At 71.7% G+C, this 13264-nt stretch carries 11 protein-coding genes; 10 read left to right on the forward strand and 1 reads right to left on the reverse strand.

The annotated features are described in order from the left end of the window. Nucleotides 1-48: 48 nt before the first annotated feature. Entirely contained in the window at nt 49-1629 is a 1581-nt protein-coding gene (mdlC, locus tag B086_RS0111285) for a benzoylformate decarboxylase (RefSeq protein WP_018566515.1), read from the reverse strand. A gap of 96 nt (nt 1630-1725) precedes the next feature. Here mdlC and B086_RS39760 point away from each other — a divergent pair, with 96 nt between their 5' ends. The 10 genes from B086_RS39760 (at nt 1726) to B086_RS0111340 (ending at nt 13235) form a co-directional block, all read left to right on the forward strand. Continuing rightward, complete coding sequence (locus B086_RS39760) at nt 1726-2709, forward strand: LysR family transcriptional regulator (protein WP_018566516.1); 984 nt, start codon at nt 1726-1728, stop codon at nt 2707-2709. A 146-nt stretch (nt 2710-2855) separates the two neighbouring features. Next, nucleotides 2856-4535 carry a cytochrome c oxidase subunit I gene (gene ctaD / locus B086_RS39765; protein WP_051115812.1) on the forward strand — a complete coding sequence of 560 codons (1680 nt, stop codon included), beginning with the start codon at nt 2856-2858 and terminating at the stop codon, nt 4533-4535. Then, the gene (locus tag B086_RS0111300; RefSeq protein WP_018566518.1) at nt 4532-4900 is read left to right on the forward strand and encodes a hypothetical protein; all 369 of its coding nucleotides are present in this window, start codon (nt 4532-4534) and stop codon (nt 4898-4900) included. Before ctaD ends, B086_RS0111300 begins: the two co-directional genes overlap by 4 nt. A 296-nt stretch (nt 4901-5196) precedes the next feature. Next, nucleotides 5197-5286, forward strand: a complete 90-nt coding sequence (kdpF, locus tag B086_RS42240) for a K(+)-transporting ATPase subunit F (protein ID WP_018566520.1) — start codon at nt 5197-5199, stop codon at nt 5284-5286. Between the two features lie 8 nt (nt 5287-5294). Further along, complete coding sequence (kdpA, locus tag B086_RS0111315; protein ID WP_018566521.1) at nt 5295-6971, forward strand: potassium-transporting ATPase subunit KdpA; 1677 nt, start codon at nt 5295-5297, stop codon at nt 6969-6971. Between the two features lie 86 nt (nt 6972-7057). Further along, nucleotides 7058-9160, forward strand: coding sequence for a potassium-transporting ATPase subunit KdpB (gene kdpB, locus B086_RS0111320; protein WP_026252315.1), 2103 nt, complete (start codon nt 7058-7060; stop codon nt 9158-9160). A gap of 5 nt (nt 9161-9165) precedes the next feature. Continuing rightward, nucleotides 9166-9834 (forward strand): potassium-transporting ATPase subunit C, encoded by a 669-nt coding sequence (locus B086_RS0111325; RefSeq protein ID WP_018566523.1) that lies wholly within the window; start codon nt 9166-9168, stop codon nt 9832-9834. A gap of 203 nt (nt 9835-10037) precedes the next feature. Continuing rightward, on the forward strand, nt 10038-11687 hold the full coding sequence (gene pgm / locus B086_RS0111330) for a phosphoglucomutase (alpha-D-glucose-1,6-bisphosphate-dependent) (RefSeq protein WP_018566524.1): 1650 nt from the start codon (nt 10038-10040) through the stop codon (nt 11685-11687). Between the two features lie 144 nt (nt 11688-11831). Continuing rightward, complete coding sequence (locus B086_RS0111335; protein ID WP_018566525.1) at nt 11832-12764, forward strand: ion transporter; 933 nt, start codon at nt 11832-11834, stop codon at nt 12762-12764. A 33-nt stretch (nt 12765-12797) separates the two neighbouring features. After that, the gene (locus tag B086_RS0111340) at nt 12798-13235 is read left to right on the forward strand and encodes a Fur family transcriptional regulator (protein WP_018566526.1); all 438 of its coding nucleotides are present in this window, start codon (nt 12798-12800) and stop codon (nt 13233-13235) included. Nucleotides 13236-13264: the final 29 nt, after the last annotated feature.

The following is a 13264-nucleotide window of genomic DNA, read 5'->3' on the forward strand; positions in this document are numbered from 1 at the left end:
CGGGCGTGAGGTGCCGCGTCCGTGCGGCGCTGTGGGCGTTGTTCCCCGTCAGGAGGGCGTCGTGAGCACCGTGTCCACCTGGATCAGCCGCGGTCCGTCCGGGCGCTCGGCGAGCAGGGCCCGCAGCTCGTCGGCGTCCGCGGCCTGCCGGGCGGCGACGCCGTAGCCCTCGGCGATCCTGGTGAAGTCCAGGCCGGGGATGTCCAGGCCCGGCGCGTCGGGCACCCCGAGCAGGTCACCGAACCAGCGCAGCGCGCCGTACGTCCCGTTGCGCAGCAGGACGACGGTCAGCGGGACCCGGTGCTGGGCGGCCGTCCACAGGGCGGTGATGCCGTAGTTCGCCGAGCCGTCCCCGATCACGCCGACGACCGGCCGGTCCGGCTGCGCCAGGGCGACCCCGACGGCGCCGGGCAGCCCGAAACCGAGCCCCCCGGCCGCGGGGAAGTAGTAGGAGCCGGGGCGGCGCAGGTCCATCTGGCGCCACCACGCGGCGCTCGTGGAGGTCGACTCGACGACGTACGCGGTGTCCTCGGGCTGCTCGTCGCGGAGCGCGGCGAAGACCTGCTCGGGGTGCAGGCGTCCGCCCTCACCGGCGGCCGGGTCGGGCACGGGCCGGTACGGGTCGCGGGGCGCGGCGGGCGCGCCGAGCTGTTCGGTCAGCAGGTCGATGACCGCGCCCGGGTCGGCGACCAGCGCCTCGCCCATCGGGGCCCGCGCCGCCGCTGCCGCGTCCTCGGTCACCTGGATCAGCCGGGTGCCCTCGGGCAGATACCGGCCGGGCAGGTACTCGTGGTAGCGGAACACCGGAGCGCCCAGCACCAGCACCAGGTCATGGCCCTCCAGCGCCGCGCACACGGGGGCGATCCCGGCGGGCAGCACACCGCGGAACAGCGGGTGCCGGTTGGGGAAGGGCAGCCGGAACTGCGAGGGCGCCGCCCACACCGGACCGCCCAGCCGCTCGGCCAGCCGCACCGCGCCGTCGAAGAGCCCGGCCGCGTCGATGTCGCCGCCCAGCACCAGCGCGGGCCGCCGCGCCGAGGCGACCAGCTCCGCCAGCCGGCGGCCCTGTCCGGCGGTCGGCACGGCACCGCGCTCGACCCGCCGGTCCAGCACCGCCAGGGTGTTGTCGCCTGCCTCGGCCGCCCAGTCGTCGTACGGCACCGACAGGTACGTCGGCCGCCGCTGGAGCCGCGCCTCGAAGACGGCCTGGGCGAGGGCGCGCGGCACATCCTCGGCGCACGCCGGCTCCGCCGCCCAGCCGACCAGCGGCTTCATCAGGGCCGGGGCGTCGACGTTGGCGAGGTTCGCCTCCGGGCCGACGGCCGGGCGCACCTGCTGGCCGGCGACGATCACCAGCGGGGTGCGGGCGGAGACGGCGTTGGTGAGCGCGCCCATGGCGTTCCCGGAGCCGGAGGCGGCGTGCAGGTTGACCAGCACGGGCCGGCCGGTGGCCTGCGCGTAGCCGTCCGCCATGCCGACGACGGCACCCTCGTGCAGACCGAGGACGTAACGGAAACCGGCGGGCAGGCCGGCGAGGAACGGCAGCTCGTTGGAGCCGGGGTTGCCGAACACGGTGGTGAGGCCCTGACGCTTCAGGAACTCGTGGGAGACACGACGTACGGAGGACACCGGAAGTTCCTTTCGGAGTGACGCACCGCACGCTAGGCAACGCTCCGACATGAACACCAATAGATGTTGTGGGGTCGCGTTATAGAGTTGGTCGATATGAAGACCTTCGATCTCAACCTCGCGCGGGTCTTCGTCCTGCTGTACGAGACCGGCAGCGTCACGGCCACCGCCGAGACCCTCCACGTCACCCAGCCGACCGTCAGCTACAGCCTGGGCAAGCTGCGCCGGCACTTCGACGACGAGCTGTTCCGGCGCACCGGACGCGGGCTGAGCCCCACCGCGGGCGCCCGGCGGCTGTACGAGCCGCTGCGCCGCGCCCTCGCCGAGATCGACGGCACCGTCCGCCAGGCCGACACCTTCGAGCCGAAGGTCATGGCGGGCTGCTTCACCGTGGCCCTGTCCGACCTCGGCGAGGCCACCCTGCTGCCCCGGCTGCTGGCCGCGGCCCGCGAGCGCGCGCCCGGGGTCTCCTTCACCGTACGGGCGCTGGACGTGGACGACGCCGAGCAGCAGCTGCGCCGCGGCGACCTCGACGCGTTCGTGGCCACCCCGGTGCTGACCTCCCACCGGACCGTGCGGATCCCGCTCTTCCACGAGCGCTACGTCGGCATGGTCGCCGCCGACCACCCGCGCATCCGCGGCGACGCGGTCACGCTCGCGGACCTGGCCACCGAGCACCACGCCACGGTCTTCGGCCCCAGCGGACACGTCGTGCCGCGGGCCGTGCTCGCCGCGCACGACCTCCTGGACCGGGTCGCGGTGGACGCCACCCGCTTCTCGATGCTGCCCTATCTGCTGGAGCAGACCGACCTCATCGCGATCGTCCCCGAGTACGTCGGCGAGGTCTTCACCGCCTCCCACCGGGTGCGCCTGGTCCGCCTGCCGTTCGAGACCGAGCCGACCGAGGTGGCGCTCTACGCCCGGCACGAGTCCTCGCGCACCCCCGCGCAGCGCTGGCTGGTGCGGTTCATGGCCGAGGTGCTGGGCGAGCGGGTGAGCCCCGCCCAACTCCCGCCCTACGCCGTGGCCACCGACCGGTCGCAGCCCCCCGCGCCGTCGGCCGGGGAACCGGGGGAGTAGGCCGACCGGGTGCATTCCGCCGGGTGTTGGGCCATCCCGGCGACGACGGACGGCGCTTCGCGCGGGCAAGACGCGAGGATGAGGACGAGCCCTGCGGGGCGGAACCCACGCATCCATGTCTTGAGAGAAAGCGTGTCACGGGCCGCATGACAGACGTTCAGCAGATCACACCGGAAACCACCGGTCCCCGTCGTCGCCTGCGACCCGGAGCCGTCGTGGTCAAGTGGGTCACGACGACCGATCACAAGACGATCGGATCGCTGTACCTGGTCACCTCGTTCGTGTTCTTCCTGTTCGGCGGCGTCCTGGCGCTGGTGATGCGCGCGGAGCTGGCCCGGCCGGGGCTCCAGATCGTGTCCACCGAGCAGTTCAACCAGGCGTTCACCATGCATGGCACGGTCATGCTGCTGATGTTCGCGACGCCGCTGTTCGCCGGATTCACGAACTGGATCATGCCGCTCCAGATCGGCGCGCCGGACGTGGCCTTCCCCCGGCTGAACATGCTGGCCTACTGGCTCTACCTGCTCGGCTCGCTGATCGCGGTGAGCAGCTTCCTCACCCCGAACGGCGCCGCCGACTTCGGCTGGTTCGCCTACTCCCCGCTGACCGACGCGGTGCACTCACCGGGCATCGGCGGCGACCTGTGGATCATGGGTCTCGCGCTGTCCGGCTTCGGCACCATCATGGGCTCGGTCAACTTCGTCACCACGATCGTCTGCATGCGCGCCCCGGGCCTGACCATGTTCCGCATGCCGATCTTCGTATGGAACGTGCTGCTCACCAGTGTCCTGGTGCTGCTCGCCTTCCCCGTCCTCGCGGGCGCGCTGCTCGCCCTGGAGGCGGACCGCAAGTTCGGTGCCCATGTCTTCGACGCGGCCAACGGCGGAGCGCTGCTGTGGCAGCACCTCTTCTGGTTCTTCGGGCATCCCGAGGTGTACATCATCGCGCTGCCGTTCTTCGGCATCGTCACCGAGATCATCCCGGTCTTCTCCCGCAAACCGATCTTCGGATACATGGGCCTGGTCGGCGCCACCATCTCCATCGCCGGGCTCTCCGTGACGGTGTGGGCGCACCATATGTTCGTCACCGGCGGGGTGCTGCTGCCGTTCTTCTCCTTCATGAGCTTCCTCATCGCCGTCCCGACCGGAGTGAAGTTCTTCAACTGGATCGGCACCATGTGGAAGGGGTCGATCTCCTTCGAGACCCCCATGCTGTGGTCGGCCGGCTTCCTGGTGACCTTCCTCTTCGGCGGTCTCACCGGTGTCCTCCTCGCCTCCCCGCCGCTGGACTTCCACGTCTCCGACAGCTACTTCGTGGTGGCCCACTTCCACTACGTCGTCTTCGGCACGGTCGTCTTCGCGATGTTCGCCGGATTCCACTTCTGGTGGCCGAAGTGGACCGGCAAGATGCTCGACGAGCGGCTGGGCAAGATGACCTTCTGGATGCTGTTCGTCGGCTTCCACACCACCTTCCTGGTGCAGCACTGGCTGGGCGCGGAGGGCATGCCCCGCCGCTACGCCGACTATCTGGCGGCCGACGGCTTCACCGGCCTGAACATGGTCTCCACCATCGGCTCCTTCCTGCTGGGCCTGTCGATGCTGCCGTTCCTCTACAACATCTGGAAGACGGCGAAGTACGGCCGCAAGGTCGAGGTCGACGACCCGTGGGGCTACGGCCGGTCGCTGGAGTGGGCGACGTCCTGCCCGCCGCCGCGGCACAACTTCGTCACCCTGCCCGTGATCCGCAGCGAGTCCCCGGCGTTCGACCTGAACCACCCGGAGGTGTCGCTGGCGGACCGGCAGGAGAATCTGGGCCTGCCGGCATGACCGACGCGGCGGGACGCACGGGCGAGGAGCCGCTCGCCCCCGCCCACCTGGCCGACCAGGTGGAGGGCTATCTGCTGTGGCAGGCCCGGGTCGCCGAGGCCGAGGAGCGGGCCCGCGCCTTCACCGAGCCGCTGCCGTGGCTGACCACCGCCCAGCGCGAGGAGATCGAGGAGCACTACGTCCGCGACAGCCTCACCCGGGCGCGGGCCGATCTGCACCGCGTCGCCGACCGCTGCCGGGCCCTGCGCGGCGAGTACGAGGAGCGCTACCAGCGGCTCCGCGCCCGCTGCCTGGCCTTCTCGATCGCCGGACTCACCGTGGTCGCCGCGGCCGTCCTGCTGGCCGCGGCCGTCACCCAGACGTGACCCCGCCCGCCTCGTCGCGGACCCGGCCGGTGGTCCGGGGAAACGCCGAGGTGACGGCCGGTGTCAGGGGTGCGTCAGGGCCACGTCAGGGCGGCGTCAAGGCCGGGGCGGGCGCCGTATGAGAGGCGTCAACGGGCGGTCGGATCCGGCCGGAGAGGGGATTTCCTCTAGGGGTCCGAAGCATCCGCACCATCCGAACCATTCCAGGAGCTCACGATGGCCGATCTGGCCTTCGTCGTCACCACACTCGCGGTCTTCGCGCTGGTGGCCCTCGTCGCCAAGGGGGTGACGAAGCTGTGACCGCCGAGAACGTCGTCGGCCTGATCGTGGCCGTCGCCCTGCTGGGCTATCTCGTCCTCGCCCTGATCTTCCCGGAGAGGTTCTGAGCCCCGCCATGAGTCCCGTACTCGCCGGTGTGCTCCAGCTGCTCGCCCTGATGGGCGCACTGGCACTGGCCTACATACCCCTCGGCTCCTACATGGCCCGGGTCTACACCACCGAGCGGCACTGGCGTGTCGAGCGGTGGATCTACCGGGGCATCGGTGCCGACCCCGGCGCGCGGATGCGCTGGCCCGCCTATCTGCGCGCGGTCCTCGCCTTCTCCGCGGCCGGTGTGCTGTTCCTGTACCTGCTCCAGCGGATCCAGGGGGTGCTGCCGCTCTCCCTCGGCTTCCGCTCCGTCGAGCCCGCGCAGGCGTTCGACACCGCGGCGTCCTTCGTCACCAACACCAACTGGCAGTCGTACGCCGGTGAGCAGACGATGGGGCACGTGGTGCAGACCGCGGGCCTGGCCGTGCAGAACTTCGTGTCGGCCGCGGTCGGCATCGCCGTGGCCATCGCCCTGGTCCGCGGCTTCTCCCGGTCCCGCACCGGTGAGCTGGGCAACTTCTGGGTGGACCTGGTGCGCGGCACCGTGCGCATCCTCGTGCCGATCGCCGCGCTCGCCGCGGTCGTGCTGGTGGCGTGCGGCGCGATCCAGAACTTCTCCGGGATCCACGAGGTCGGTCAGTTTTTCAATGGACACAGCATGGGCGGCTCGCAGCAGTGGAACGGCGGCGCGGTCGCCTCGCAGGAGGCCATCAAGGAGCTGGGCACCAACGGCGGCGGCTACTTCAACGCCAACAGCGCCCACCCCTTCGAGAACCCCACGCCGTTCACCAACCTGTTCGAGATCTTCCTGATCCTGGTCATCCCGTTCTCGCTGACCCGCACCTTCGGCCTGATGGTCGGCTCGGTGCGCCAGGGCTACGCGATCCTGGCGGCCATGGCCACCATCTGGATCGGCTTCACGGCCCTGATGATGTGGACCGAGTTCGCCCACCACGAGGGCGCCCTGCAACTCGCGGGCGGCGCCATGGAGGGCAAGGAGACCCGCTTCGGTGTGGGCGCCTCCTCGATCTTCGCGGTGGCCACCACCCTCACCTCGACCGGCGCGGTGGACTCCTTCCACTCCTCCTTCACCGGACTGGGCGGCGGCATCACCCTGCTCGGGATGATGCTCGGCGAGATCGCGCCCGGCGGCACCGGATCCGGCCTCTACGGCATGCTGATCATGGCTGTGATCGCGGTGTTCATCGCGGGCCTCATGGTCGGCCGCACCCCCGAGTACCTGGGCCGGAAGATCGGCGCCCGCGAGATCAAGCTCGCCGCCTGCTACATCCTGGTCACCCCGACGCTCGTCCTGGTGTTCACCGCGCTGTCCATGGCGCTGCCGACCCCGCCGCACTCGATGCTCAACCCGGGCGCGCACGGCTTCTCCGAGGTCCTGTACGCCTTCACCTCGGCGGCCAACAACAACGGCTCGGCCTTCGCCGGTCTGAACGCGAACACGGACTGGTTCAACGTCACCACCGGACTGGCCATGCTGCTCGGCCGCTTCCTGCCGATGGTGTTCGTCCTGGCGCTGGCCGGGTCGCTGGCCGAGCAGCGGCCGGTGCCGGTCACCGCGGGCACCCTGCGCACCGAGAAGCCGCTGTTCGCCGGGCTGCTCGTGGGCGCGATCCTCATCATCACCGGGCTGACCTACTTTCCGGCCCTGGCGCTGGGCCCGCTCGCCGAAGGGCTGGCGTGATGACCCCCCGTATCGAGAGCCGCACCGACAGCCGTACCGGTACGGACAGCCGTACCGACAGCCGTTCCGAGAGCCAAGAGGACGCCATGTCCAGCGTCACCCCCGCCCGTGCGCCGCACCCCGATCTGCCCACCGGGCACTCCCCGGACCGGGGCCGGGTCGGCGCGGGCCTGTTCGACCCGGCGCAGCTGCTCAGGTCGCTGCCGGACGCCTTCCGCAAGCTCGACCCGCGGGTGCAGGTCAAGTCGCCCGTGATGTTCGTGGTCTGGGTCGGCTCGGTGCTGACCACCGCCTTCTCCTGCGTCCACCCGGGCGACTGGTTCGGCTGGACCATCAGCGTCTGGCTGTGGCTGACCGTGGTCTTCGCCAATCTCGCCGAGGCCGTCGCCGAGGGCCGCGGCAAGGCCCAGGCCGACACGTTGCGCCGGGCCAAGTCCGACACCGTGGCCCGGCGGCTGGCCGCCGACGGCACCGAGGAGCAGGTCGCCGGGACCGCCCTCGCCATCGGCGACCGGGTGGTCTGCGAGGCCGGTGACATCATCCCCGGGGACGGCGACGTCGTCGAGGGCGTGGCGAGCGTCGACGAGTCCGCGATCACCGGCGAGTCCGCGCCGGTCATCCGGGAGTCCGGCGGCGACCGGTCCGCGGTGACCGGCGGGACCAAGGTGCTCTCCGACCGGATCGTCGTACGGATCACCACCCGGCCGGGGGAGACCTTCATCGACCGGATGATCGGCCTGGTCGAGGGCGCCGCACGGCAGCGGACGCCCAACGAGATCGCGCTGAACATCCTGCTGGCCTCGCTCACCATCGTGTTCCTGCTGGCCTGCGCCACCCTGCCGCCCTTCGCTCACTACGCGGGCACCCAGCTGACGCTCGTGGTGCTGGTCGCGCTCCTGGTCTGCCTGATCCCGACCACGATCGGCGCGCTGCTGTCGGCCATCGGTATCGCGGGCATGGACCGGCTGGTGCAGCGCAATGTGCTGGCCATGTCCGGCCGGGCGGTCGAGGCCGCGGGCGACGTCTCCACGCTGCTGCTGGACAAGACCGGCACCATCACCCTGGGCAACCGGCAGGCGGCCGCCTTCGTGCCGGTGCGCGGCACCACCGAGGCCGAACTCGCCGACGCCGCCCAGCTCTCCTCGCTGGCCGACGAGACGCCCGAGGGCCGCTCCGTCGTCGTCCTGGCCAAGGAGCGGTACGGGCTCAGGGAGCGCCACCAGGGCGAACTGGCCGGCGCCGAGTGGGTCGCGTTCACCGCGCAGACCCGGATGTCCGGGGTGGACGTCGACGGCCGCAGCGTCCGCAAGGGCGCGGCCGGCTCGGTCGCCGCCTGGGTCACCGGGCGCGGCGGCACCGTGGCCGAGGACGCCGACACGATCGTCGCGGGCATCTCCGAGGCGGGCGGCACCCCGCTGCTGGTCGCCGTCGAGGACGGGCGCGGGGCCCGGGTGCTGGGCGTCGTCCACCTCAAGGACGTCGTCAAGGACGGCATGCGGGAACGATTCTCCGAGCTGCGCCGCATGGGCATCAGGACCGTCATGATCACCGGCGACAACCCGCTGACCGCCAAGGCGATCGCCGAGGAGGCGGGCGTCGACGACTTCCTCGCCGAGGCCACCCCCGAGGACAAGATGGCCCTCATCAAGCGGGAGCAGGCGGGCGGCAAGCTGGTCGCGATGACCGGCGACGGCACCAACGACGCACCGGCCCTCGCCCAGGCGGACGTCGGTGTGGCGATGAACACCGGCACGTCGGCCGCCAAGGAGGCCGGCAACATGGTCGACCTCGACTCCAACCCGACCAAGCTCATCGAGATCGTGGAGATCGGCAAGCAGCTCCTGATCACCCGGGGCGCGCTCACCACCTTCTCCATCGCCAACGACGTGGCGAAGTACTTCGCGATCATCCCGGCGCTGTTCGCCGCGGTCTACCCGGGCCTGGACAAGCTCAACGTCATGCAGCTGTCCTCGCCCAGCTCGGCGATCCTGTCCGCCGTCGTCTTCAACGCGCTGATCATCGTCGCGCTGGTGCCGCTCGCCCTCAAGGGCGTGCGCTACCGGCCGATGAGCGCCGACCGGATGCTCCGCCGCAACCTCGGCCTCTACGGCATCGGCGGGCTGATCGCCCCCTTCATCGGCATCAAGCTGATCGACCTGGTCCTGTCCCTCATTCCCGGAATCGGCTGACGGCCATGAACAACACCCTCCCGAACACCGCCCGGCTGCTGGGCGCGGGCCTGCGCGCGCTGCTCGTGCTGACGCTGGTCACCGGCGTCCTCTATCCGCTCCTGGTCACCGGCATCGCCCAGGGCCTGTTCCCGGGCAAGGCCAACGGCTCCGAGGTCAGCTCGGACGGCAGGGTCGTCGGCTCCGCCCTCATCGGCCAGTCCTACGACCTCCCGCTCAAGAAGGGGCAGCGGACACCGGCCCCCGACCTGAAGTGGTTCCAGGGCCGGCCCGCCAACGGGCTGGCCACCAACACCCTGAACACCCGCTACAAGCTGCTGGTGTCCGGCGCCACCAACCTCGCCGCCGACAACAAGACCCTCGTCGACCAGGTACGGGAGGCCCAGGCGGCCGTCGTCAAGGACAACTCGGTGCCCGGCCACCCCCTCTCGCCCGCCGAGGTCCCGGCCGACGCGGTCACCTCCTCCGGCTCCGGTCTCGACCCCGACATCTCCCCGCAGTACGCCCGGATCCAGGTGTACCGGGTCGCCGAGCGCAACGGACTGCCGCCCGCCCGGGTGCAGCGGCTGGTCGCGGACCACACCGAGGGCCGCACCCTGGGCTTCATGGGCGAACCCCGGGTGAACGTCCTCGAACTCAACATCGCCCTCTCCCAGCTGGTGGCGCGGCACTGAACGACCGGCGGGGGCCGGGTGCGCCGCCCCCGCCCGTCCCGCACCCGGGTTCCGCTCCTCGGACTCGGGTGCGTCGGCCGGTCGCGAGCGGGGGAAGATGGAGATCGCGAGTGGACACAGGGCCGTCGGACACCGGAACGCCTGGACCCCAGGTCACCGGACAGCGAGTGCAGCGAGTACACCGAATTCGAGGAGTGGCAGTCATGCAGCAGGAACGAGCGGGCGCACCGGGCGGGCCGGCCTCACCGGACGACCTGATCGACGTGGCCCGCCTGGTGACCGCGTACTACGCGCTGCACCCGGACCCGGCCGAGCCGGGCCAGCGGGTGGCGTTCGGCACCTCGGGACACCGCGGCTCCTCCCTCGCGGCGGCCTTCAACGAGGACCACATCGCCGCGACCAGCCAGGCGATCTGCGAGTACCGCGCGGCCCAGGGCACGGACGGCCCGCTCTTCCTGGGCGCCGACACCCACGCCCTGTCCGAGCCCGCCCGGGTCACCGCCCTGGAGGTGTTCGCGGCAGGCGGCGTCACCGTGCTCATCGACGCGGCCGACGGCTACACCCCCACCCCGGCCGTCTCGCACGCCATCCTCACCCACAACCGCGGCCGCTCCTCGGGCCTCGCGGACGGCGTCGTCGTCACCCCCTCGCACAACCCGCCCGCCGACGGCGGCTTCAAGTACAACCCGCCCAGCGGCGGCCCGGCCGGCTCCGAGGCCACCTCCTGGATCCAGGACCGCGCCAACGAGATCATCGCGGGCGGCCTGAAGGACGTACGGCGCATCCCGTACACCCGGGCGCTCGCCGCGGAGACCACCGGCCGCCACGACTTCCTCGGCGCCTATGTCTCGGACCTGCCGAGCGTGCTGGACCTGGACGCGATCCGCGGCGCGGGGGTGCGCATCGGCGCCGACCCGCTGGGCGGCGCCTCGGTGGCGTACTGGGGGCGGATCGCCGAGCAGCACCGGCTCGACCTGACCGTGGTCAATCCGCTCACCGACCCCACCTGGCGCTTCATGACGCTGGACTGGGACGGCAGGATCCGCATGGACTGCTCCTCGCCGTACGCCATGGCCTCGCTCATCGGGCAGCGCGACCGGTTCCAGATCGCCACCGGCAACGACGCCGACGCCGACCGGCACGGCATCGTCACCCCGGACGCCGGTCTGATGAACCCCAACCACTACCTGGCCACGGCCATCTCCTACCTCTACGCCCACCGCACCGAGTGGCCGTCGGCGGCGGGGGTGGGCAAGACGCTGGTCTCCTCCGGCATGATCGACCGGGTCGCCGCCGATCTGGGCCGGCCCCTGGTGGAGGTGCCCGTCGGCTTCAAGTGGTTCGTGGACGGACTGGCCGACGGCTCGCTCGGCTTCGGCGGCGAGGAGTCGGCCGGGGCGTCCTTCCTGCGCCGCGACGGCTCGGTGTGGACCACCGACAAGGACGGCATCATCCTGGCCCTGCTCGCCTCCGAGATCACCGCCGTCACCGGCAGGACGCCCTCCCAGCACTACACCGCCCTCACCGAGCGCTTCGGCGAGCCCGCCTACGCCCGGATCGACGCACCGGCGAGCCGCGAGGAGAAGGCACGCCTGGCCAAGCTGTCCCCGGCCCAGGTCAGCGCCGACACCCTCGCGGGCGAGCCGGTCACCGCCGTGCTCACCGAGGCGCCCGGCAACGGCGCCGCCATCGGCGGCATCAAGGTGGCCACCGAGAACGCCTGGTTCGCGGCCCGCCCGTCCGGCACCGAGGACGTCTACAAGATCTACGCGGAGTCCTTCCGGGGCGCCGAGCACCTCGGCCGGGTCCAGGACGAGGCCAAGCAGGTGGTCCTGGCGGCGCTCGGCGGCTGAACCGCGCCGCGTCCCCGGCCGGTGCCCCGCGGGTGCGGGCGCCGGCCGGGAGCGGACCCGGCCCGCCCGTGATCATCTACAGTGCTGTAGAAGATCATCACGGGTCCCGCAGGCGACCCCTGCGCGAAGGAGCGACGGCGTCAGATGCCGCAGCAGCACCCCCGGGAGACCGTCACCGCACCGGACACCGCCCGCACCCGGCTGGCACACCGCTGCCGCGACCTCACCGAGGCCCGGTGGTTCGCCCTCGCGGTCTTCGCCGTCATCCTCCTCAACGCCGCCCTGCTGGGCGTCGAGACCTACCCCGGACTCGCCGCCCGCCGGCACCACGGGTTACGCCTGGCCGAACACGCCTGCCTGGCCGTGTTCACCGCCGAGATCCTGCTGCGCCTGGCCGCCCACGCCGACCGGCCGCGGCACTTCCTCAAGGACCCGTGGAACCTCTTCGACCTCGCCGTGGTGCTCTGTGCCTTCCTGCCCCTGGTCCGCGAGAACGCCACCGTGCTGCGGCTGCTGCGCCTGGCCCGCGTGCTGCGCACCGCCCGCTTCCTGCCCCAACTGCGCGTCGTGCTCGTCGCGGTGGCCCGCAGCCTGCCCGGCACCCTCAGCTTCCTGCTCGTCGGCACCCTCTTGCTGTACGTCTACGCCATGGTCGGCTGGGTCTTCTTCGGCCATGCCGACCCGCAGCACTACGGCTCCATCGGCCGCGCCGTCCTCACCCTCTTCCTGCTGATGACCCTGGACGGCATCGGCGACGCGGTGCACGCCGGTCTTGAGGTGTCGCGCTGGAGCCTGCTCTACTACGCCTCCTATGTGCTGCTGGCCTCCTTCGTCCTGGTCAACGTCCTCATCGGCGTGGTCCTGACCTCCCTGGACGAGGCCCGGGAGATGGAACGGGACGACCCGCCCGCGCCCCCGCCCACACCCCCGCGCGTTCCCGCGCCCGCCGAGGACCACCGCGACCTGCTGGAACGGATCGGCGCGGCCCGGCGCGCCCTGGACGACCTGGAGCGCGGACTCACCGCGGCCCCGCCCGGTCCCGCCGCCCGACCGGATCTTGACCGTACGTTTTCTTGAACGGTTCGTCTTTGCGGCGGTAGGTTCTGCGCCATGACGGCAGCCCGGCCTCCGACCACCGCCGAGGAGCTGCGCGGTGCCGGCCTGCGTGTGACGGCCGCCCGCGTCGCCCTCCTGGAGACCGTGCGCGCCGGTGACCACCTCGCGGCGGAGGCCGCCGCCGCCGGGGTGCGCGCCCGCGTCGGCCACATCTCCCTCCAGGCCGTGTACGAGGCGCTGCACGCCCTCACCGCGGCCGGACTGATACGCCGTATCGCCCCCGCCGGAGGCCCGGCCCGCTACGAGGGCCGCGTCGGGGACAACCACCACCACGCCGTGTGCCGCTCGTGCGGTGCCGTCGCCGACGTGGACTGCGCGACGGGACGCGCGCCCTGTCTCACCGCGTCCGCGGGCCACGGCTTCACCGTCGACGAGGCCGAGGTCGTCTACTGGGGCCGCTGCCCGGCCTGTTCCGGCGTGCCCCGCACCTGAGCACCGTGATCCGCCAGCCCGGAAGGATT

Origin of the sequence: Streptomyces sp. PsTaAH-124 (assembly GCF_000373685.1) — a bacterium.
GTDB classification, from domain to species: domain Bacteria; phylum Actinomycetota; class Actinomycetes; order Streptomycetales; family Streptomycetaceae; genus Streptomyces; species Streptomyces andamanensis.